General features: G+C 38.4%; 15 protein-coding genes. 10 read left to right on the forward strand and 5 right to left on the reverse strand.

What is annotated here, in order from left to right:
* Positions 1-227 precede the first annotated feature (227 nt).
* From ACZ5R4_RS17570 to ACZ5R4_RS17585, 4 genes are all read right to left on the reverse strand, one after another.
* On the reverse strand, positions 228-3143 hold the full coding sequence (locus ACZ5R4_RS17570) for a rhamnogalacturonan lyase family protein (RefSeq protein ID WP_464367724.1): 2916 nt from the start codon (positions 3141-3143) through the stop codon (positions 228-230).
* A 652-nt stretch (positions 3144-3795) separates the two neighbouring features.
* Positions 3796-4242, reverse strand: a complete 447-nt coding sequence (locus tag ACZ5R4_RS17575; protein ID WP_054788381.1) for an SgcJ/EcaC family oxidoreductase — start codon at positions 4240-4242, stop codon at positions 3796-3798.
* Between the two features lie 101 nt (positions 4243-4343).
* The gene (locus ACZ5R4_RS17580; RefSeq protein ID WP_109983092.1) at positions 4344-4550 is read right to left on the reverse strand and encodes a helix-turn-helix domain-containing protein; all 207 of its coding nucleotides are present in this window, start codon (positions 4548-4550) and stop codon (positions 4344-4346) included.
* Between the two features lie 14 nt (positions 4551-4564).
* Positions 4565-5137 carry a DUF2975 domain-containing protein gene (locus tag ACZ5R4_RS17585; protein ID WP_146202419.1) on the reverse strand — a complete coding sequence of 191 codons (573 nt, stop codon included), beginning with the start codon at positions 5135-5137 and terminating at the stop codon, positions 4565-4567.
* Between the two features lie 140 nt (positions 5138-5277).
* Here ACZ5R4_RS17585 and ACZ5R4_RS17590 point away from each other — a divergent pair, with 140 nt between their 5' ends.
* The 10 genes from ACZ5R4_RS17590 to ACZ5R4_RS17635 all read left to right on the forward strand — a co-directional run bounded on the left by ACZ5R4_RS17590 (position 5278) and on the right by ACZ5R4_RS17635 (position 21972).
* Entirely contained in the window at positions 5278-6459 is a 1182-nt protein-coding gene (locus ACZ5R4_RS17590; RefSeq protein ID WP_464367725.1) for a DUF418 domain-containing protein, read from the forward strand.
* Positions 6452-6943 (forward strand): PH domain-containing protein, encoded by a 492-nt coding sequence (locus tag ACZ5R4_RS17595; RefSeq protein ID WP_464367726.1) that lies wholly within the window; start codon positions 6452-6454, stop codon positions 6941-6943. The genes ACZ5R4_RS17590 and ACZ5R4_RS17595 overlap by 8 nt, the downstream gene beginning before the upstream one ends.
* Positions 6940-8499: a PH domain-containing protein gene (locus ACZ5R4_RS17600; RefSeq protein WP_464367727.1), complete on the forward strand. Its 1560-nt coding sequence runs from the start codon at positions 6940-6942 to the stop codon at positions 8497-8499. Before ACZ5R4_RS17595 ends, ACZ5R4_RS17600 begins: the two co-directional genes overlap by 4 nt.
* A gap of 593 nt (positions 8500-9092) precedes the next feature.
* Positions 9093-9956 (forward strand): AraC family transcriptional regulator, encoded by an 864-nt coding sequence (locus ACZ5R4_RS17605; RefSeq protein WP_277678092.1) that lies wholly within the window; start codon positions 9093-9095, stop codon positions 9954-9956.
* Between the two features lie 95 nt (positions 9957-10051).
* Positions 10052-15652 (forward strand): pectate lyase, encoded by a 5601-nt coding sequence (gene pelA, locus ACZ5R4_RS17610; RefSeq protein ID WP_464367728.1) that lies wholly within the window; start codon positions 10052-10054, stop codon positions 15650-15652.
* A 321-nt stretch (positions 15653-15973) separates the two neighbouring features.
* Positions 15974-17257, forward strand: coding sequence for a purine/pyrimidine permease (locus ACZ5R4_RS17615; RefSeq protein ID WP_464367729.1), 1284 nt, complete (start codon positions 15974-15976; stop codon positions 17255-17257).
* Between the two features lie 276 nt (positions 17258-17533).
* Positions 17534-18856, forward strand: coding sequence for an ABC transporter substrate-binding protein (locus ACZ5R4_RS17620; protein ID WP_464367730.1), 1323 nt, complete (start codon positions 17534-17536; stop codon positions 18854-18856).
* A gap of 53 nt (positions 18857-18909) precedes the next feature.
* A complete protein-coding gene (locus ACZ5R4_RS17625; RefSeq protein WP_109983073.1) occupies positions 18910-19779 on the forward strand; it encodes a carbohydrate ABC transporter permease in 870 nt (289 codons plus the stop codon).
* Positions 19769-20647: a carbohydrate ABC transporter permease gene (locus tag ACZ5R4_RS17630; RefSeq protein WP_109983072.1), complete on the forward strand. Its 879-nt coding sequence runs from the start codon at positions 19769-19771 to the stop codon at positions 20645-20647. Before ACZ5R4_RS17625 ends, ACZ5R4_RS17630 begins: the two co-directional genes overlap by 11 nt.
* Before the next feature lie 287 nt (positions 20648-20934).
* Positions 20935-21972 (forward strand): LacI family DNA-binding transcriptional regulator, encoded by a 1038-nt coding sequence (locus ACZ5R4_RS17635; RefSeq protein WP_464367731.1) that lies wholly within the window; start codon positions 20935-20937, stop codon positions 21970-21972.
* A gap of 53 nt (positions 21973-22025) precedes the next feature.
* On the opposite strand, the gene ACZ5R4_RS17640 is transcribed toward ACZ5R4_RS17635, so the two are convergent.
* Positions 22026-23525 (reverse strand): sodium:solute symporter family protein, encoded by a 1500-nt coding sequence (locus ACZ5R4_RS17640; RefSeq protein WP_109983070.1) that lies wholly within the window; start codon positions 23523-23525, stop codon positions 22026-22028.
* Positions 23526-23567 lie beyond the last annotated feature (42 nt).

A 23567-nucleotide genomic window follows, 5' to 3' on the forward strand; every position in this document is an offset into this window, starting at 1 on the left:
CTGTCTCTGTAGGAAAACTTACAGGGGCAGTACGATCGATAAAAAACATACGAATTCACAATCCCATTTAAGGAATGCCACAATCATCATAATGACCGCACAATCCTACCATTCGATTTCACAATATAAATAGATTACACCACATTCCATGCTTTAAGCTCACACATTATCATCAAAACACCTATCCAAAAAAACAGCGAGAGAGCAACTCTCTCGCTGTTTCCATATCACTCCTTGTCTCGCCCAAATAATTTATCACCTGTTACAATATCTGGTCTTTGTGCTTCTTTCATGTTGTAGCCTAAGAAGAAACCAGTGTGTGGAGGTTGATTATAAGCGACATTTTGCCATGCAACAGATAATCGATAGACAGGATCGTGCATTAGTGTATAAATTTTTTCCTCTGTTAAATCGGTTGTCGTATATATTCGTAATTCTTCACTATCTGAAGATGGCCAAATCACTTCCTCACGCCAATCGCCAAAAATGTCGGCTTGGAGAGACGGGTTACCTTTCGTCCAGTTATTAGTTCTTGTTCCTTCTGGTGTTAGTAAGTTTACAAGCTCCTCTTTTTCATAGTCCCATTTATCAATCCGACCTACACCATGTGGATCATTGTCTGGATCAAAGGTATGGTCCAGTAATTCACGGCCGAGGTCTCCATCCCACCAAACAGCATGATTGATCGAGCGTGGCTTTTCTTGTGAAATAAGTTCTCCGTTTGCTGCATGTAGTCCATTTCCCGCACTTCCATCCCAGCTAGTCGAGGCCCAAAATTCTGCACCATCATAACGTGGGTCGATATCTGCTGCTAAGCCTCGACCAACATCAGATCTAAGGTCAACGCCGAATAGCTTTTCACCTGTTGCTGCATCACGTATCCCATAGCCAATGGGGATTTGCGTGCTTTCGTGTGGCTGAAAAATTTCTAATCCGGGGTGATTAGGATCTAGGTCACTGACATGTAGGGCATCCCCATGTCCCCAGCCAGTTGAATACAAGCCTGTACCATCATCATCAATGACAGAGGCTCCATAGATGATTTCATCTTTTTTATCCTGATCAACATCGGCTACTGCTAATTGGTGATTCCCTTGACCTGCATATTCTTCATTTCCTTCGTCATCACTATCAAAAACCCATTCAAGTGACAATTCACCATCACGCCAGTTGTAGGCTGCAAGTACGGCTCTCGTATAATAGCCACGAGCCATAATAATACTTGGACGTTCTCCATCAAGATAGGCAACGCCAGCTAAGAAGCGGTCTGCTCTATTACCATAGTTATCTCCCCAGTCATTCAAATTCCCTCTTGGAGGAGTGTAATCAACAGTCGAAAGTGCTTTTCCTGTTGCTCCTTCGAATACGGTTAAGTATTCCGGTCCTTCAAGAACAAAGCCGCTACTATTACGATAATCTGCTTCTTGATCGCCAATAACATTCCCTTGCCCATCAATGGTTCCATCTCCTGTTTTCAATACAACCTCAGACTTTCCGTTACCATCAAAATCATAGACAAGGAATTGGGTATAGTGGGCGCCTGCACGAATGTTTTTTCCTAAATCTAAACGCCACAATTTCGTTCCATCTAGCTCATATGCATCAAGATAAACATTTCCGGTATAGCCGCTTTGGGAGTTGTCCTTCGAATTCGATGGATCCCATTTTAAGACGATTTCATATTCTCCATCACCATCAAGGTCCCCAACACTTGCATCATTGGCACTATAGGTATATTCCACACCGTCTGGGGTAGTGCCACCCTCTGGTTTATCTAGTGCGACACTTAAATAATTTTTCGACCAAACCTTTGCCTTTTTCGTTAATTTGGAGCCACTACCTTTGATTACTCGTACTTGATAAGTGGAATCTGCAGTTCCGTTTTCATCAAAAAAGTTCGTACTGTTTTCAATTGGCTTTTTATTTACTTTTTTACCATCACGGAACAGATGAAACTTCACATCCTTTGGATCGGTTCCAAGCATCTTCCAGCCAACATAAACCCCATCATCGGATTCGACTGCAACTAATGCACGGTCTAATTGCTCCATTTGTCGTTTTAACACTTCTGTAATAGGAGATTCCACCACTTCTGATGCTTCTGATACCCCGCCATCATTGATCGCTCGCACCTGGTAATAATAGTGGTTATAGGTTAAAACACTTTCATCAGTAAAGTTTGTCTTTGTTGTAGATCCAATTCTTTCAAATGTAACCGCACCTTCTGGATAATCATCAGGATCATAGCTAGCCCGATAAATATAATATTGGTTTGCATTTTCTTCCGGATCCCAGCTTAATGCTACTTTTTCTAGCTCTAAATCCTCCACAGATATTCCAGTTGGTGCTTGAGGTGGTGCTACCTCATCATTTACTATTTTGGCGGTTACTTCATTACTTTTTTCTGATTCTATTCCCGACTGATGTACACTTGTTACAGCATACGTATAGGAATAACCAATTTCTACAGATGTGTCGGTGAAGCTTGTATCAGTTGTTTCATCGATTTTCTCATACGTGTCAGCATCTTTTGGTTTACGATAAATAGTATAATAGCTTGCAGCGGAGTTTGGCTCCCATGATAAGCTTACAGTGCTATCGGGGGAATAGGTAATCGCATCGATTGCTAAGGTATCAATGGCTGTCATTGGCACAATTTCTAAGCCATTAATTCGTCCATTCTCCCCAATATTAATCGTTAATTTCTCGTCTGTAATGGTTACATTTGTTGTTAATTCAGCAAATTCCCCACCATCTGAGGTAATGTTTCCATGATCTTGACCATTAATGATAAAGCTGGAACGATTAAAGGCAATCTCATCACCTGCAATGATTCGGACAAAATACTCGCCATTCGGTATATCAAGCGTAAAAGTGTAATCCTCCCCAATGATAAAATCACGTCTCACGTCATCGGGCTTTCCTCTGTCACGTTGGTCAACTGTTTTATCCAAGCCATAACCTCTTGCTTCCTCATATAGCATGGAATTGCTCACTTGTTCATAACCTTCTGCTACAGGACTATCCTCTGAACCGAAATCAAATAGATAAGCATCATCCATCTCTGCATAAATCTCGGGTTTGGATACGGGTAGAAGGCTTACCATCATGACGATAATCAGTAATACAGAAATTCTCTTCATTCCAAAAATCCCTCCTGTTATCATTGATCTATATGTAAGTCTGAGGTGTAGGTCAAAATCTCTAACTTTTCCATTTATCACCTCCTTAAGGCATACCAACCATCTAGTCCTTTAGTTTGATAACGCTTTCATTTTAAGGGAGTCACAAACATAGAAGTTATGCTTAGCTTAATAACCGACTAATTTCCGGTCAATAGCATCTCTGATTTTTAAACAAAGATCACTGATTTTTAATGGTTAGGATGGAATGTAAGAAAACCCCCAGTTTCAGGGTGATGAATTCGAATTTATAAGGGACGATTATTTTTACATTCACGCATGACTCCTAGAGAAGGGAGCCTAGAGCTCAACGGAGAAGAGGAGGTATTCTGGTGGAATGGTTAAAGAAAATAATAAAATGTAAAATGAGAGGTATTCATAAAATTTCAATATATGATGACCATTGTGTAAGATGTGGCAAAAAGTTAAAGAAGTAAGACAAAGAAAGGAAGTAGGAGCACAGTAAGTCTTGGCTCCTGCTAAAATTTTTAGAGATAGACGAACAGGATAGAACTCTGTTCTGGTCCAAAATATATGTAGCTTCGCCCTCCTTTTAGAATAAGATAAAACTTTTGATGGATGTTGGTTACTTTATCGATCTTTAAAGAACAGTCTAAAGTAACTGACTTAACTCTTCAGTCATTTCCTCAACTAGCTCGGGTCTACCATGAAATTGAGCGGGGGTATTTTGAAAGAGCTCAATACGCCAATCACTCCCCTTTTTCACGGCAACTAGTGTTTGATGAGCATTCGTTGCAGGCTCAATATCTGTTTTTCCAGGTGGAACCATCCCGGAAATAGCATGTAAAATTACGGTATTACTCCCCAAAGACCTTATATTCTTAACCTTAGTAATAAAAGGGGCAGTAGGATGATCCTCAAAGATGGGGGTAAGGTGTGAAAATATTTCCTCTTGTCCAATTACCTTGCTTCCGTCAAAGCCAATTTGTACTCCCTGTTCTGTGAATTGTTCAGCCATTTTTTTTGCATCACGATTATTCCAAGCATCTATTAGTGTTTGATAAAGCTTTAGGACATTATCATGAACTGAATTATTCATGTTCTAACCTCCTTAACAAAAGATAATAAAATTCATTCACCAACAGTTTATCATAAACGACCACCAAGGATTTCTTCTCGATTGCTCAAGATATACTTAGATTATTCATCCTCTGTATACTCCAACAAATCACCAGGCTGACATTCCAACACTCTACAAAGTGCATCAAGCGTACTGATTCGAATCGCTTTCCCTTTTTCATTTTTTAAAATGGATAAATTGGCAGGGGTGATCCCTACCTTTTCAGATAATTCATTTAACGACATTTTACGCTCTGCCATCATGACATCTAATCTAATTCTAATCATTTCCATCGCTCACTTTATATCGTGTATTTGTTTTCCTCGATTGCTTTTACGGCTGTCTTAAGTGCTGCCCCGATCAATAGACAGGTAATACCAGAGAATATGGATTCAATATAATCTATATTTGAAAAGGAAACAGTCGCATTTTCAATCTCTAGCATTGCTAATGTTTTGTCAAAGAGAAGTCCATCCAAATAAAAAGAAATAGTACCTAAAATAAGCATGGTCCATCCTAACCAATAAAATAAAATGACATTTTTATCGACAAATAGGCTTTCCTTGTGAATGTTTTGAAACAGTTTATACAAAACCCAAAAGAGAATTAAACCTGTCAAAAAAAGTGTAATAGAGCTGAAAAAGGATAGGATCTGATAATTTTCTTCCATGATAAGCTCTGGTTGTTCGGTAAATGTAATCGTTAAATAACTAACCATGGGTTCATAAATACCGAAGCTTTTCGTGAAGCTGGTTTCTGGAAACCAGATGTAGCCAATGTGATAGGCTATCACAAAAATTGTTATTGGAATAAATAAATAAAAACCTATTAGACAAATAATTGATGCCACTTTAAATAGCACTTTGAAATTCAATTTCTCCACCTCATCTAAATCTTTATATATCCTATTATACAATATAAATTTATCGTAAAACAATAAAAAAATATTGATTTTTAAAATATTATTCGTTATAGTTAAATGGAAAATAATGACCAACAAAGGAGCAACCTACCATGAATATAAAAACGGAAAGAATTTCGTTGATTGATGGTTTGAGAGGTTTCAGCCTATTTGGAATTTTGTTAGCCAATCTACTCATTTTTCAATATGGAATCTATGGCAAGGATGAAATAGCTTTTTTTGATTTACCAAAATGGGATTTAGCCGGCTATCATGTAACGAAGATTCTAGTGGAAACTTCCTTTATGCCAATCTTCGCATTTCTATTCGGATATGCACTTATTCTAATGATGACAAAGCTGCAGCAAAGACAACTGCCGGTGAAACGATATTTTTTTAGACGCTTTCTAGCCTTAGTAGTTTTTGGACTTCTACATACTTTTTTCTTGTGGGAAGGGGATATTCTTTTCACTTATGGATTAATGGGTATCGTGCTATTGTTGTTTTTAAAAAGAAAAGCTAAGACCATCTTTATTTGGATGGTAATAACATTTGCGATCCTCTTTCTACTAAGCTTTGGTGTTGAGGATCTAGGTAATGATATTTTGTATTCAGAGGATACGATTCAAGAATATTTAAAGGAAACATTCACTATTTATCAAAACGGAAGCTATACGGAAATTATGAATCATCGCTTCCATGAAGATCCAATGGAATTAGGTGATATCGAAATATTCGTTGTGCTTTTGCTAGCACCTGTTACGATTTTGCCACTGTTTTTGTTAGGGATGTACGCTGCTCATAAAGGCTGGCTAGTCGATTTTCAGAATAAAAGAAAAAATTATGCCATGACAGCCATTATCTTGATTCCGATTGGTATTTTAGCTAAGCTTTCCCCAGCATTCACTAGCTTTGTTGACTTCTCCCTTATTGGTGGGAGTATTCTAGCAATAGGGTATATTTTCTTGTTTGCTTATTTATATAGTAAGTTTCATGATCATAGGGTAATGAGGGCTTTTGAGAAGGTAGGGAAGCTTTCTCTCTCTAACTATATTTTACAGACGATGATCTGTACGACCGTCTTTTATGGATATGGACTTGGCTTGTTTGCGAAAATGGGTATCTGGCTTGGGATATTATTCGGATTATCTGTTTATACGATCCAAGTCGTCGCAAGCCATTGGTATATGAAACGATTTAAGCAAGGTCCCTTAGAGAGAGTAATGAGAATGTTTGTATACTGGAATGTACGCTCCAAACCAAAAATTGAAGTAAAGGATGTTGTAAATGGTTGACCATTCATTACCTGGAAAAATATCAGAGAAAGCACCAAAGGTTTGGCGAATGACTGAATTGATCTCAGACCTTATAGGTATTATCATACTAGCCGTTATATTTTTTCTAGACGCTTACTTTGATTGGGTCTATTGGATTGGTTGGATTCTAATCGCATTAACGATCGTATTAGTGTTAGGGTCGATTTGGGGGGTTATAGAGCCAGATCTTCTTTATAAAAGCTGGTATTTTAAGGTGGATAAGGAATTTTTCCAAATCAAAAAAGGGATATGGAAGGAGCAATGGGTGACGATTCCTATGACAAAAATACAAGGTGTCTCCACTACACAGGGTCCTATTCTAAGGCGATATCAATTACGCTCCATTACGGTGGAAACAATGGGCTCCTCCTATTCGATTCCGGCATTAGAAGAACAGGTTGCTTATGAGTTGAGAGATAACATTGCTGAATATGCCAAGATCAAGGAAGTGGAGCAAACATGAGATATCATCCCTTGACGATTTTATACCAAATCTATCAGTTGATCCGAAATTCTATTATTTTAGCATTACTTCTCTTTGTCTGGAAAAGGGGATCTGATTTTTGGTTATTTGAATATGGAAGATATATTTTTGCGTTATCTGTCCTTTACCAATTTCTTCATATATTTTTTAACTGGTGGACACTGAAGTATGAAGTGAAGAATCAGAGTTTTTATTTGGAATCAGGTGTTTGGACGAAAAAGAACCAAACGATTCCATTCTCGAAGGTGCAAAATGTGCGAAGGGAAAAATCTTTCTTTCATGCGCTCTTAGGCCTCACTTCTCTTACATTTGAGACCGCAATGGACGGTGACGATGATTCCATCGTTTTTGAGGTGCTTACGAAGGAACAAGCAGCTCAGCTAATCGATTTAGTGGAAGTGGGAGAAGAAAAGGTAGAGATAGCTGAGGAGAAAGTAGTGGAAGAAAGCTCGGGTGTGGTAAAAGAAATGGTGGATGAAGATAATGAGTTAGATAATCGTACCATCCATTTTCAATCATCGAATAAGGATCTTATCAAGGCAAGCTTCACTTCACTAAGCTTTTTGGCGCTAATCCCTATCTTATCTGGACTCTATGAGAACTTACAGCCCTTTCTTCCTGATGACGAAAAAGTGCAAGGAATGTTAGAGAAGATATTAAACAATCAATGGTTCCTGCTTACAGTTCTTATTCTAGCCGTTATGATTTCCGTAGTTGTTGGAATGCTTCGAACAATGATTCGTTACGGGAAATTTGAAATATCCTCAAATGATACCCATATTTTTATCCAAAGGGGAGTTCTAGAGGAAACCTATTTTTCGATTGAGAAGAAAAAGGTACAAGCATTGGAGGTAAAGCAAACAATGCTGAAACGGGTCTTTGGTCTAGCGGAAGTAAAATTAATTAGCACTGCCAAAACGAGCAATGACGGGGTGGAGGTAGATGTCAATTCCTTGTACCCGTTTCTACCGATTGACAAGGCTATGCAACTTGTTTCGCAAATTCTCCCTTCTTATACCTTAAGTACAAGGGAGATGCAAAAGCTTCCTAAAATGTCGTTGTGGATGAGGATTATTAGACCAAGCTGGCTATGGATAGGGACTTTTATCGGATTGTATTTTTTAAAGCCAAGTCTTTATGGCGTCGAAGAAGCTTGGTGGATTATCGCCATCCTCGTATTTATCTGGCTAAATGCTAGTAGTGTGTTAGATTATTACCATACAAGCTTTGGTGTGGATAAAGACCAATTTCAATTTAGGAATGGTGGATTTTCGACAAGGTTGTTTATTTCAAAGAGAAGCAAAATTATTGAGCTCACTGTCTCCCGTAACTGGCTACAGCGAAAATGGGGAATGGGATCCATCAGCACCACCAATCGTTCCACTCCGGTTCATGTAGAGACAATCGATGATCTGCCACAAGCTTTTATCAAGCAATTTCATCAATGGTACTATGAACGGCAGAAATATGTACAATATGATAGAAACGAATCCAAAAGACTTGAAATATGGCAACTGCTAGATGTGGAGAAATAATGGTTAAAGGGTAGTACACATCACTATCCCGCCATAGAAAGGAGGAGCTTCCAAATAAAAATTCTACTTCCCTTCTTGTTTTGGTCCCTTTCCATAGTCTATCTTTTTTTAGAGGAATGGATGCTTGCGTATTGTTTTGTGTTGGTAGCCTATGTGTGGTTGGCATATGTCAGCAGTCGAAATAAACCGAATATGTATAAAGTGAGTTTTGTTGTACATAACCTGACGTTTGTTTTGCTAGTTATTTTGTTTCTTGTCAATGAGTTATTTGTAAAAATGAATGTAGAATTGGTATTACTTATTATCCTATTGTTTTCTGTATTCCTCGATGGGTGTTTTACTATTTTTCACCAAAGGAAACAAAAAATTATCACAAATTGATAAAGAGACACCATTTTATTACTGAAAATGGTGTTTTTTTATTTTAATGAAATCTTGCTTAACCTATTGGAAAATCTCTAGCATTCGAGAGCAATATAGGAATATTTTTTCAACAATATTTAGATATAACGATGAAAATCACTGTGTTATAATACAGAATGTAACCGTTTTCTTTTAAAAACAAGGATGAGAAAGGAAGTGGGGATATTTAGATGAATAGAAAACAAGTGGCGATACCTTCTTTTAAAATTGAGGACAAAACAGGTAAGAAGACAGCGAAGGATTTTCACTCACATCTAGGCTATGAGATTGTCTGGGTCAAGCATGGAGAAGCGAAGTTTATTTTTGAAGAAAAGGTCTATCATGTCAAAAAAGATCAGGTACTTTTTTTTAATAGTACAGAATTTCATAAAGTGCGATTGTTAGAGGATCAAGTATATGAAAGAGTCGTGATCATGTTCACTGATGATTTTCTTCTCTCCAATCAGCCTATTCTCAGCAAGTTCAGACAATTGTTAGATGATTTACCTGTTCCACACTGTTTACTCCACTTATTTATGTGGCGCAAAGGTCCATTTCGACATATTATGGATAAGCTTCTACGGGAATATAATGATATACATTCCTGGGGACAAAAAAGTGCTCTAGAGCTTTATTTAGCAGAATTACTTCTATATTTAAGCAGAGAGATACATACATCATTTGAGCCACATCCATCACAAAATACTTTACCGAAAAATGAAAGGGTAGAGCTTCAAGAAAGAATATTAAAAGAAATCAATGTTATTTGGTGCACAAATTGGCAGCTTGAAGAGCTTGCAGAAAAGCTTCATTTTAATAAGTATTATCTCTGTCATTTTTTTAAAAAAGAATTCGGCATGACGATCCATCAATATATTTTACAAAGGCGTATTTATGAAGCGAAAAAAATGCTGATTGATACGAAAATCTCGATCAATGATTTAGCACAACAAGTCGGGTTTTCTACTGCATCTAATTTTATTAGGTGTTTTAAGAAATATGTCAACATGACCCCAAAGCAGTACAGAGATGAAAAGATCTCTAATGGTTTATAAGAGGAAGGAGGTAATGGTTTAATTATTCATACTAAATTTATAGAGGAAGGGAGAAAGAAAGGATGAGAACCTGGAAGCGGATTGGATATCTCTTTATGATATTCGTGTTATTAGTCACAACTATATTGCCTGCATTACCCACGAAAGTAGTAAAAGCGGAGAGCAATTTTAACAACGTTGTTATCCTAAACGAAAACTTTGATGACGAAGCGGTAGGTGAGACCCCAGCAGAATTAGATATTTCTGAGGCGGGTGGATCGGTAACGATTGCGGAAGACGAAACAGGAAATAAATTTGTTCAATTGGAGGATACGAGTGAGAGTGATTCTGTACAAATCTCTAAATCCTTTGAAGCGTTAACAGGAATAGTAACCATACAATTAAAATTCAAACAGCCTAGCTATAAAAGCTCTGCAAAGGTGTTACGTGTCAAAGGGGATGGAATCTCTGCCATCATTGAAACAAAGGATGGTCATATCGCCTATCGTAACAGTGATGATACCTATAAAAATCTGATAGAAGTAAAAGAAGGTCAGTGGTATGACGTAAAATTAGTAGTCAATCTACAAGCTCAAACTACTAGCACATATATCAATGACGAATTGAAGCTAGAAAATGCCAATTTTTATCGTCCTGCAACAACCATTGATTTTATCGAATCCTTTACACCAGGAAGTGGAGCGTTTGGTCATAATATTGATAATCTATTGATTTCTCAACAAACAGAGGTAGAGGAAGAGGTCGACCCAGAAGGAGAAATAGTTTTTGAAAAGAATTTTAATGAAGATGTCGTAGGTGAAGAGCCGACAGATGTAACTGTTTCAGAAGCTGGTGGAACCGTCTCGGTGGTTGATTTACCTTCTGCTGAGAATAAAAGTGTCTATTTAGAGGACACAAGTGAAGAAACGAATGTGATTTTAAGTAAATCGTTCGATGATCTTGTAGGAACCGTGACAGTTGATTTGAAATTCATGCAACCAAGCTATACGAGCTCTACGAAAATTGTCAGAGTTAAAGGGGATGCAACTCCTGTAATCATCGAAACAAAGAATAACAGTATCACTTATCGAACTGGTGATCATTATGAGCCTTTAGTAGAGGTAGTGGAAAATCAGTGGTATAACATTAAAGTGAAAATAGATTTAGATAATCAAAAAGCAAATGTCTTTATTGATGGGGAGTTGAAATTAGAAGAAGCTGCCCTCAATGAATCGACAACGAAAGTGAATTTTATCGAGACCTTTACACCGAATAGTAGTGCACAGGGCCACTATGTGGATGATATAAGAGTGGCGGGATTCTTGCCGGAAGAACCGACAGACCCTGAGCCTCCGGAGGAACCGACTGATCCTGAACAAGATCCAGATTCGGATCAAGAGGAACCATCAGAATCAGCAGGTGGCATTTATGAAGCAGAGGATGCGGAGATCCATCATGCAATTATCGATAATAAGCATGTCGGATTTACGGGTACAGGTTTTGTTGATTACAATCCAAATGCGCCAGGAGGCTGGATTGAGTGGACGGTTGAAGTTCCAGTTGATGGGGAATACACGTTAGATTTCCGTTATGCACATGGTGGTACAGATAAACGCCCTGCGGAGATTAAGGTAAATGGAGAGGTGGTCAATCCAGAATTAGCATTCGATCCTACAGGTGATTTTGCAGCATGGAAACATACTTCCACAAAAGCTAACTTAAAAGCAGGCGTAAATACGATTCGAGCAACAGGAATTGCGCCAAGTGGTGGAGCGAATATTGACCATTTGCGTGTTTTCATGGAGGTTGATGATACTTATGAAGCAGAGGATGCGGTTTTCGAATCTGATGGGGTTATTGTAGATAATAAGCATACAGGTTTTACGGGAACGGGCTTTATTGATTTTAGTCCAAATCAACCGGGAAGCTGGGTAGAATGGACAGTGAATGTTCCAGCTGATGGAGAGTATTATTTAGATTTTCGCTATGGTCATGGAGGAACCGATTCGCGTCCTGCAGAGATAAAGGTAAATGATCAGATAATAGAAGAAGAGCTAGCCTTCGATCCAACAGGTGGTTGGGCAGAATGGACGTATACTACAACGAAAGCGGAGCTAAAAGCTGGTGAAAATGTGATCCGAGCAACAGGAGTTGGTTCTAGTGGTGGTGCGAACATTGACCATCTACGTGTTCATAATTTAGCAGATGGTGGTGGAGAGGCCCCAGTAGAAGTAGAAGACTCCAATTTGGAAGAAGTAGCAGGTGGCTTATTAGTAAAGAAAATGAAACAGCTTGGTATGATTGATGAAGAGCCAGCAGCAAATGAGGAAGAAATCACAAGACTCGAATTTATGGCATTAGTCAATGATAGCTTTGGATTTGTTTATGAAGAGAAATTCAAGAACTTACAAAATAAAGAAAATATTTGGGAAGTCTCAAGAGAGGAATGGTATGCCTATGTATTAGAAGCTGCGAAAGAACAAGGCTATGCCGATCATCTAGTGAAAAATGATAGCATTTCACCAGATCAAACGATAACGAAAAAAGAGGCTGCCCAAATGATCGAAAACATTACAGGAGATACTATCTCAACGAACAATGGGTCCCTAACTTGGGGAGAAGCAAGAGAATGGTTATCCGATCAAGAGGGTCGAGAGATAGAATTAGTAGGAGTTCATGCTGTATCCTCCAATGTGATGGCTGTGACGTTAAATGGCCATTTTGAAGAGTTTGACTACAATGATTTAGAAGTAGTAGTCCCAACAAGAAAATGGGATTTACTCTCACCAGGCTTTGAAAATTTACGTATCGATAAAGCGGCACATACGACGAATAAATTTGGGCAGACGGTAGTTATTCTTCACAGCCTAGACGATTGGAATGAATATGCTGAATATGAGCAAGAGATCGAAGAAACGAAATTTTCTGGTGACTTAGATACTGCCATTGAGGAAGCAAATAACTTACTTACATGGCAAATGGAGCATGGTGGTTGGACGAAAAACTGGTCCCACATCTATACACGTCCATGGGATGGGGAAGAGTCGCGTTCCGAGTGGGTAGAAGATGGTGTTGAGCTTGGTACGATCGATAATGATGCTACTATTTCTGAAATCATGTATTTAGCACAAGTCTACCAGGAGACAAAAGATGTGAAATATAAAGAAAGTATCGAAAAAGGACTAGAATTTCTTTTTAAATTACAATATGATACGGGTGGATTTGCACAGGTTTATCCAGAACGAGGTAACTACTCAGACTATGTGACATTTAATGATGAGGCAATGATAAATGTGCTAGAAATGATGGATTTAATTGTTGAACAAAAATATCCATTTAATTCTGATCTGATTAGTGAAGAATATGTGAGGAAAACAAAGGAATCGATTGATATCGCAATAGACTATATTCTAAATGCACAAATTGAAGTAGATGGTCAGTTAACAGCATGGTGTGCACAGCATGACCCATTCACTTATGAACCTAGAGGAGCCCGTTCCTATGAGCATCCTTCCATTTCTGGATCAGAATCTGTTGGAATCATTCGCTATTTGATGTCACGTCCTCCAACAGAAGAAATCAATCGTGCTATATTAGCTGCTCTAGAATGGCTTGATGAAGTGAAGCTTGAAAATACTCGTTATGTTAGTGGCGATCCAAACAATGAGTATTTTGTAGAAGACCCTAATTCTACTGCTTGGTATCGATTCTATGAAATTGGTACAAATAAGCCAATCTTCTCTGGTCGTGATGGTGTCATTAAGCATGACATTATGGAGATCGAAGAAGAGAGAAGAAATGGCTATGCTTGGGGTGGCCATTGGGGAGCACAGCTTCTAGAAATCGCTAGAAAGACGGGGAATTACACAAACAAGGTTTACGTTCAAGTGGCAAATACCAATTCAACAGATATAAATGGAAGAACGTTAGAAGCAAATAATATTCATCAATTGGAAGGACAAATGAAGCAAATGAATGAGATAGAAAGCCATATAACAGTGGCCAAGGATGGTAGTGGAGATTATGAAACCGTCCAAGCAGCAATCGATGCCGTTCCAGAAAACAATACAGACCCAGTTACCATTTTTATCAAGAATGGAATCTATAAAGAGGTTGTCACGATTCCTAACAACAAGCCATTTATTACCCTGTTAGGGGAAAGTGAAACAGATACGATCATTACGTACGACAATTATGCAGGTAGAGATAATGGAGTTGGTGGAACATTAGGTACAAGTGGCAGTGCAAGTGTTTATTTAAAAGCAGATGATTTAACGGTTCAAAACCTAACATTAGAAAATTCCTTTGATGAGAGTATTAATGTAGAAGGAAATCAAGCAGTCGCGGTTTATGCTAGTGGTGATCGTCAATATTATCGAAATGTTCGATTTATTGGAAACCAAGACACCTTATACACCCATTCTGGTACTCAATATTATTATCAGGTTTATATTGAAGGGGATGTTGATTTCATCTTCGGTGCCGCAAGTATTGTAATTGAGGATTCGATTATTCACTCTTATGATCGAGGCTCTGATTCAAATAATGGCTATGTCACTGCTGCGAGCACACTACTTTCTGAGAAATATGGCATGCTGATACTAGATAGTAAATTTACGAGTGATGCGGCGGATGGCACCGTCTATTTAGGGCGTCCGTGGCCAGCAGGTGGGAATCCACAAGCAAGAGGTAGTGTCTTGATCAAGCATAGTGAGCTTGGTGCTCATATTAAGGAAGAGGGCTGGACCTCGATGAGCGGTCTGGAACCAGAGGATGCTAGATTATATGAGTATGAGAATTATGGACCAGGTGCTGTGATTAATGAAAACCGTAGACAATTGACAGATGAAGAAGCTGCTAAATGGACGGTCCCTAATATACTGAAGGGATGGGATGCACAAGCTTTAAATAATGATTCAGGGGAAGAAAATCCTGATGACGGTGGTGAGCAGCCTGATGATGGGCAAGATGATGGAGAGCAAGGGCAGGACGAAGAAGACAATGGGGATGATAATGGATCGGATCAAGATCAAGAGGAAGATAATGGTGATGATGGGTCCGATCAAGATAAAGACGAGGAACACAATGGTGATGAAGGATCAGATCAGGATCAAGGCAATGATCAGTCTAATCAAGATGGAGCTGGGTCTGGTGATAATAGTGAACTTGATGAAAAAATAGTAAAGCTTGGTGAAAAAGTGAGTGTAGCACCTGGCCAAACAATCGTAATAGAAGGTTCCAAAGTCAAAATAGGATTACCAGTTGATTTACCTAACGGAACAAAGCTATTGATAAAAGAAGCATCACCAATCCATACGGATGGATTTAAAATAGCAGGGGATATTTATCAGTTTGATTTTGAATTCCCAGAAGGCTACGAGGATTATCGTGGAGATTATTCCTTAACACTTGAGTACGAAACTAGTAAATTTTCAAAAGAAGAGGTAGCTATTTATTACTACAATGAAGAATTAGAGCAATGGGAACATATTGGAGGAGAAGTAACAGATGGAACCATTACCGTAACCGTCGAGCATTTCTCAACTTATGGAGTCCTAGCAGAAGCGGAACAAGCTTCCACAGGGGGAACGGATCATTCAAACAATGAGCTACCATCGACGGCAACCAATACATTTAATTGGATTATCACTAGTCTTCTCTTCCTGTTGCTAGGAAGTATCATCCTAATCTTAAATCGAAAAAGTAAAAAATCATAATGATATGGAGCCAGCTTCTCGTAAGCTGGTTCTTTTTATGTGTTAGGAAAGCTGAAATTTTAGTACCAAGTATAAGCAAAATTAGGCATTCTGACCAAGGACGAGCGAATGCAAGTTTTTCTAATGTCATAAGACAGAATCCAAAGCACTATCACAAAGTGAATAGACAAGGGAGGTTAGAAAAACGCATTCTCTAGCCTTGAAATACAAGAGAGCTTACAATTACAATAATACCATCATCTCTCCAATCTCCTCCACCCAAAAATTTTTCCCCTCGTGTTATAATAAATTGGTTAATTAAGGGAAGTTAGGAGCAATAAAATGAATAACCAATCATTTGCCAGTTCTACATTAGAAACGATCCAATGGTTTGTTTTCCTACTTGCAAGCTCGGTAGCATTGCCAATCGTTATTGGTGCTATTTATCAATTAGATTTTGTAGAGGTTTCTGGCTTGATGCAAAGAACTTTTTTCACTGTTGGAGTCGCCTCTTTTTTACAAGGATGGTTGGGGCATAAGCTCCCTATTATGGAAGGACCAGCAGGGATATGGATAAGTATTTTTTCTGTGATGGCAGTAACTGGGGTGCAACAAGGAATTTCTTTAACGGAATCCTTGCAAATTTTAGAAACGACTATGATTATGACAGGAATTTTCTTATTTTTATTTGGTATTTTGAAAATATCACAATGGATTCTTCCGATATTTACCCCTCTCGTTACAGGAACGTTTTTCTTTTTACTAACGGTTCAATTAAGTGGGACTTTCCTTGAGGGGATGCTAGGATTGCAAGGTAATTCGGAAAAGATACAGCTAAATGCAGCAATGCTAGCATTTATTACTTTTTTTGTTGTGCTTGGCTTATCGATTTTTGCCAAAGGCTGGTTAAGTAGCTATGCAGTGCTAATTGGTATTGTAATAGGTTGGATCTTATATGCCTTGATGATTGGAGCGGAATCCTCTATTGGGGAGATGAAGCTATTCGCAATGCCTGAATGGTTTGCTTTTGGTATGCCTATTTTTGATTACAGTGTCATACCGATAGCTTTTGTTACTGCCATTATTTTAATTTCGAATGTGGTGGCATCGATTGTGGCTGTCAATCAAATATTAGGCATGAAGAAGCAACATTACAAGGACGAAGTAAATCGAGGTACCACCTTATCTGGAATGAACCATGGTATAGCAGGAATCTTTTCTGCCATTGCTAATGTTCCACTTGCGACATCTGCTGGATTTATTAGTTTAACAGGGCAAAAAAATAAAAGACCTTTTCTCTATGCTTCGATTCTATTGATTATCATTGCGTTTTTTCCGCCAATCGTCACCGTGATATCCAGTATTCCATCACCAATAGCGAATGCGGCACTAATGGCATCATTTGTCCAACTAGTCGGTCTTGCGATAAATAACGTAACACTAGAAAAGCTAGATAAAAGAAAAATAACAATCCTTGGTATTGCTTATTTGTTTGGAATGGGGACAATGTTTTTACCAACCGAGGTGTTTGCAGGGCTTCCATCCTATGTACAGAACCTTTTTAGTAATGGTCTATTAATCGGTACTGGGCTTGTCATTCTATTAGAACAGCTATGGAGAGAATGACGAAAGAAATCTACTAGCAGAAAAAAAGCTAGTAGATTTTTTTATTTTAAACAAAAAAGCATCAAAAAATTACTAAATAAACACTTTTACAAACTTGCCTTAACCTTACTTACATGTGCTTTATGCATAAATTTGTGCAAAGAATATGGTATGTTTGCACAAATAAATACCAAAAAAATATTGAAAGCGTTTTATTTTCCTGTTATGATATTCGTAATTAGTAAGAATTATTTACTAAAATAACACTAAATATTTACGTGTTGAGGAGGAATGGAAATGAGAGGGAAATCAAGTTGGTTAGGAAAAGGATTATTAGCTATGGTATTGATTGTATTATTGTTGTCAGCTTGTAGCTCTGATTCAGGTGGCTCATCCTCAGGAGGTTCTAGTGATGGAAAGGTAAAGCTAACGATGACGGCATGGGGGAACCCAGCGGAAATCAAAGTATATCAAAAAGCGATTGATGCGTATCAAGAAGATAATCCAGATGTATCTATTAAATTAATACCAGGACCTGGTGATACGTATAAACAAAAATTATTAACACAGCTTCAAGGTAGTCAATCACCAGATCTGTTCTATGTTGGTGCTGAATACATGTCCCAGCTAATTGAAACAGGCCGTGTAGCAGAATTATCTGAGTTTTTGAATTCGGATGAAAGCTTTGTAAAACCAGAGGAATTTGCAGAAGGTTTATGGGGTGCCGCTAAGAAAGAGGAAGAGATCTACGGTACACCAGTGGATTCCAATCCAATGCTTCTGTATTACAACAAAACGGTATTAGAAGAGGCGGGCTTAGATCCCAATGAGCCACAGAAATTGTATGAAGCAGGGGAATGGAACTGGGAAAAATTTGCTGAGATAAATAAGCAAGTGACCGAATCTGGAAAATATGGCTTTGTCGCAGAAAATACTTCCTCCCACTTGTTTAGCTGGGTTTGGACAAATGGTGGAAAAATGTATGACGAAGAAGGAAATATCATCCTACAAGAAAATGAGAAGGCACAAGAAGCTATTGCTTATTTAAATGAAAATGTTTCAAATGGCAACTTTAAGTATGCGGGATCCTTACCTGAAGGACAGGGACCTGATGCCATGTTTATGTCCAATCAGACAGCCTTTGCAGCAGCAGGACGCTGGTATACACCGATGTTTAGTGAGAATAAAAACCTCGAATTTGATTATATTCCATGGCCAACGAATACAGGAGAAAAAATGGAGCCTGCTGTCATAGCAACAGCCTATTTATCTACGACGACGGATTCAGATAATTTAGAAGAAGCGAAGAAATTTCTCTCTTTCTATACCTCTGAAAAAGGCCAGAGAGCAAGGCTTGAAGGAAACGGAAATGCCGTACCATCTATTGCTAGTGTGGATGATATTATCGAAAATGCTGAAGTTCCAGAACATTCAAGTTATTTGATCGATGCTCGCGATATTGGAAAAGTGGAAGCAAATCAATCCGTTATTCCAGGACTAGACCAAGAAGTGATCGATATCTTTGATTTAATGTTTTTAGGTGAACAAACTCCAGAGGATACGATTACAAAGGTTTCTGAAAAAGCTAAGTCTATGATTGAGGATTATAAGAATCAGTGATGGAGTAGGGTGTCCTGCTCCTCCTTCCATATAATTTAAAAGAGGTGAGCAACATGCGAAAAAATAATGCCTTATGGGGGCTGGCTTTTTTAACACCACAGTTGATAGGTTTAATTTTCTTTGCAGTTATTCCACTCGTTTCTGCATTGGTTTTAAGTTTTATGAAATGGGATGGTTTTGGGGAGAGGTCATTTGTAGGACTTGATAACTTTATCTATCAATTTACGAATGCAGATTTTTGGACGGCAACCTATAACACGATATTATATACCGTTCTTACTGTACCATTTGGAATTCTATTGTCTATGCTACTTGCGATTGCTCTGAACAAAATTAAAGGAAAAGAGATCTATCGCTTGTTTTATTTCATGCCAGTTGTGACAAGCTCTGTTTCGATTGGGGTTATTTGGATGTGGATTTTAAATGGAGACCTGGGGATTCTTAATCAAGTTTTAGCCATGATCGGTATTAATGGCCCTGACTGGTTAACTAATACGAATCTTGTCATGATTTCCATTGCCATTTTAAGTATTTGGTGGCAGCTTGGCTATAATATGGTGATTTTTCTAGCAGGACTTCAAGGGATTTCCAAATCTTATTATGAGGCTGCGGAGATCGATGGAGCCTCTAAATTTCAGCAATTTCTTAAGATTACCCTCCCAATGCTGTCACCGACTACTTTTTTTGTCACGATCATGGCAATTATCGGTTCTTTCCAAGTGTTTGATCAAGCCTTTGTTATGACAAATGGAGGTCCAGGTAAAGCGAGTTATACGATGGTATTTCACATTTATGATAATGCTTTTGTAGATTTTCGTTTTGGCGAAAGCTCTGCAGCAGCGATGATACTGTTCGTAGTAATCCTTATCTTTACTCTTGTTCAATTCAAGCTTCAAAAAAGGTGGGTCCATTATGAAGACTAATACACAATCCATCAATCAAGTGATACCAGTGGCGAAGACAAAGAAAAAAATCGCACCATCTAGAATTCTGTTACACATTGCCTTAACAATTGGCGCGATAATTATGGTTTTTCCTTTTTTATGGACGATTAGTAGTTCATTGAAGGACATGTCTCAAATATTCGCCGTACCACCTGTTTGGATACCAGACCCAATCGTTTGGTCAAACTATGTTGATTCTTTTACGGCCATGCCATTTGGAAGAGCTTATTGGAACAGCTTTTACATTACGGTAGTTGTCGTGGTCGCCCAGCTTTTTACAGGGTCTATGGCTGCCTATGCATTTGCGAAGCTCCGTTTTCGCGGTTCTGGCTTATTGTTCATCCTGTTCCTAGCAACTATGATGATTCCAAAACAGGTAACGATGATTCCTTTATATTTAATTATGGATAAGATTAATTGGCTAGATACTCATTTAACGCTCATTGTGCCTGGAGCATTATTCAATGCTTTTGCGGTCTTTTTATTACGCCAGTTTATCAGAGGGATACCGAAGGAGTTAGAGGAAGCAGCAGTGATGGATGGTGCCAATCCATTTCGCATCTATTGGAGTGTGATCTTGCCGCTGATACGTCCTGCATTAGCTGCAGTCGGTATCTTTATCTTTATGGGGACATATAACAATTTCATTGACGCATTAATCTATTTGTCCACACCGGAAAATTTCACCGTTCCATTATTGCTTAACAATTTCAAAGGTTTATATGTTACAAATTGGTCCTATATGATGGCAGGAGCAACGATATCGGTAGTGCCAGTTATTATCGTTTACCTCTTTGCACAACGACATATTATCGAAGGTGTAACACTTACAGGTATAAAAGGTTAGATACTATATGCTCTAGGTTAGCCCCACTATGCTAGTAAAGGATAGTGGGGATTTTCTATCATTAGTCATATAAGATTGATAAGTTATACAAAGGCTGACAGATGCGAGCCATCGGTGGTAGGAGGAGAAATCTATACTGATGGAAGTCTCACTATATTGTTACAAATCTATCAACTGATCCAAAAGTCATCTATTCCTCTCGTTAACTTCTAATAGGTAAGTAAGTTATCAAAGATTAGTGTTATACTAATAGGAAGAGAAAAACATATATTAGTGAGGTTGTTTATATGGCTACGATAAAAGATATTGCATTACGCTCCAACGTATCAGCAACAACCGTTTCTAGAGTGTTAAATAATGATCAAACATTATCGGTTGCACCTGATACAAGAAAGCGTATTCTCGAAACAGCCAAGGAGCTTGGCTATAAAACGGTGAGAGAGCGAAGATTCGAGCAGCAATCAGCAGATAAAACGAATCAAATAAAAATAGGAATTATTTTATGCCAATCACTAGAGGAGGAATTGAACGATCCTTATTTTCTTCCAATCCGACAAGGTATTGAAAAGGAATGCTTACAGCACGGAATCCATGTTACCGAGCTGTTCCGGATTAAATCATTTCAAGCAAGTCAGTTAACAGACGATTTCGATGGTTTAATTATCGTAGGAAGGTTCAGACCAGAAGCTATTCAAAACGCAAAAGAGAAAATAAAAAATATTGTCTATATTGACTATGCACCAGATGAAGAGACGTTTGATTCTGTTGTCATTGATTTTGAAGTAGCGACAAGTAACATCATTCATCATTTATTTCAGAATGGCTATCAACAACTCGGTTTTATCGGAGGAAAGCAATTAGAGCACACTTATACTGGTTATACCAATGTAGAAGACCCTCGAGAGAAAACCTTCAGAAAGATGATGGAACAGTATGGAACCTATAATCCCAATCATGTTTTTATAGGAGAATTTACGATTTCGAATGGATATCAATTAATGAAAAAGGCGATCAATAGAGGAGACTTACCAGAGGCCTTTTTCATTGCAAGTGATCCTATGGCAATCGGTGCGTTAAGAGCCATTCAAGAGGCGAATTTGCGAGTGCCTGAGGACATTGCGATTGTAAGCTTTGACGATATTGAAATGGCCCAATTTACAAGTACGCCGTTAACTACCATTAAAGTCTATACAGAAGAGATGGGGAGAACAGGCGTAAAGCTTTTATTGGATAAAATTAATGGAAGAAATCTCCCATTAAAAGTAGTCGTTCCAACAAAGCTTGTCGTTCGAGATAGCTGTGGAAGTAAATTAAATAGAGTCTGAGACGCAAAAAAAGAGTCGAAGAATAAATCGACTCTTTTCGCTTAGGGCATATATTAAATTGTCTTTTTTAAGACGAGATCCTCATGGCTTTCGTTTGCCGTTAATCCACTAATGATTCCCATTACAGCAAAGGCTGCTACAGAACTGAAGAACATCGCTAGATAGATGTTGCCAATGATTTCATAGGATGTGAAGATAACATATAAGCTGGCCCCAGTAATGAGAGCAGCAATCGCTCCATAGTTATTCGCCTTTTTCCAAAAGTAGCCCAAGGTGATTGGTGCAATGATACCAGAGATAATCGCTGAGAAACTAAACTGTATTAGAAAGGATAGAGAATCTGGGCGCTCCAAGGAAAAATATAAGGAGAGTAGCCCAACAAAGATAAGGGATCCCTTCGCGACATTTAGTGATTTTCTTTCTAATTCCTTTTCAGCTATTTTTTTCGATGAAAGAATTGGTGCTAGCACACGGTAAAAGTCATTCCCAATACTAGTCGTCACCCCTAAATAAAGACTATCCGTACTAGAAAGTATAGCCGATATAATCCCAACGATCATAATTGCTGCAATAATACTAGGGAATGATTCTAGTACATAGACTGGGATGGCTGCATCGACACTTTCCAAGTTGGGAAATAATACTCTTGCTGCAAGCCCGCCAATGACCATAAGTGTGGAAATAACACATAACACTAAACCAGCAGATAGGGTAAATGGAGCTAATTCCTCCTCTGTCTCGATCGATAGCACCTTGTTTAATAAGTGTGGCATTAAAATAAAACTAAATAGTAAAAATTGAACAGCCATGATGGCCAGCACACTATTGTAAGGACCATCTGCACCAACAGCACCAGTTAAATTCGGATCGATGGCATTCAGCCCATCCGTTAATTTGCCAAATACACCAAGGCCTCCCCCTATAGTCCAAAACAGGGAGATAACGATTAGAATGGAAGTAATCGCCATTAAAATCCCTTGAATACCATCTGTAATCATTTGAGCATAAGCCCCACCAAGACCGATATAAAGAATCGTAATCGTTACCCCTATAATAATTCCCCAGAAGTAGGGGATGCCGATCACTGTTTCAAAGATGGTAGCAAGTCCGACATTTTGTCCTACAATATAATAGACATTAAACAGGATTAAAATCGTAACAAGCACTTGTAGTGCTCTCGAGTTATATCGTTTCCCGAGCCATTCAGGCAGTGTGGATACTCGACCGAATTTCTTGCCATAGCGCCAAAAGGTCTTCGTGAATAACAATAGGGCCACCCATGAAACACCGAAGCATCCAAGTGTATACCAAAGCACAGATGTACCATATTGATAAGCTAAGCCTGGTACACCAATGAATAAATTTGCACTAGAATAGGATGCGGCAAAACTAGCCCCTACAAGCCAAGGATTCACCTTTCCTCTGGCTGTTGCAAATCCATTCATTGATTTACTATGAGCACTACCTCTTTTTCCAATCCATGTAACTACACCAAAATAAACAACTAATAAAATAATAACAGTCCAAAGTAATAAACTAGAGCTTGCAAGCATAATCTATTGTTCTCCCTTCTTTGAATAAATAATCTTCCATAA

It is taken from the genome of Gracilibacillus sp. JCM 18860 (assembly GCF_055395245.1).

Bases quoted from the DNA above. Each gene is read 5' to 3' on its own strand.
- ACZ5R4_RS17570 (WP_464367724.1), bottom strand. From the start codon at position 3,143: ATGAAGAGAATTTCTGTATTACTGATTATCGTCATGATGGTAAGCCTT.
- ACZ5R4_RS17575 (WP_054788381.1), bottom strand. From the start codon at position 4,242: ATGAATAATTCAGTTCATGATAATGTCCTAAAGCTTTATCAAACACTA.
- ACZ5R4_RS17580 (WP_109983092.1), bottom strand. From the start codon at position 4,550: ATGATTAGAATTAGATTAGATGTCATGATGGCAGAGCGTAAAATGTCG.
- ACZ5R4_RS17590 (WP_464367725.1), top strand. From the start codon at position 5,278: ATGAATATAAAAACGGAAAGAATTTCGTTGATTGATGGTTTGAGAGGT.
- ACZ5R4_RS17595 (WP_464367726.1), top strand. From the start codon at position 6,452: ATGGTTGACCATTCATTACCTGGAAAAATATCAGAGAAAGCACCAAAG.
- ACZ5R4_RS17600 (WP_464367727.1), top strand. From the start codon at position 6,940: ATGAGATATCATCCCTTGACGATTTTATACCAAATCTATCAGTTGATC.
- ACZ5R4_RS17605 (WP_277678092.1), top strand. From the start codon at position 9,093: ATGAATAGAAAACAAGTGGCGATACCTTCTTTTAAAATTGAGGACAAA.
- pelA (WP_464367728.1), top strand. From the start codon at position 10,052: ATGATATTCGTGTTATTAGTCACAACTATATTGCCTGCATTACCCACG.
- ACZ5R4_RS17615 (WP_464367729.1), top strand. From the start codon at position 15,974: ATGAATAACCAATCATTTGCCAGTTCTACATTAGAAACGATCCAATGG.
- ACZ5R4_RS17620 (WP_464367730.1), top strand. From the start codon at position 17,534: ATGAGAGGGAAATCAAGTTGGTTAGGAAAAGGATTATTAGCTATGGTA.
- ACZ5R4_RS17625 (WP_109983073.1), top strand. From the start codon at position 18,910: ATGCGAAAAAATAATGCCTTATGGGGGCTGGCTTTTTTAACACCACAG.
- ACZ5R4_RS17630 (WP_109983072.1), top strand. From the start codon at position 19,769: ATGAAGACTAATACACAATCCATCAATCAAGTGATACCAGTGGCGAAG.
- ACZ5R4_RS17635 (WP_464367731.1), top strand. From the start codon at position 20,935: ATGGCTACGATAAAAGATATTGCATTACGCTCCAACGTATCAGCAACA.
- ACZ5R4_RS17640 (WP_109983070.1), bottom strand. From the start codon at position 23,525: ATGCTTGCAAGCTCTAGTTTATTACTTTGGACTGTTATTATTTTATTA.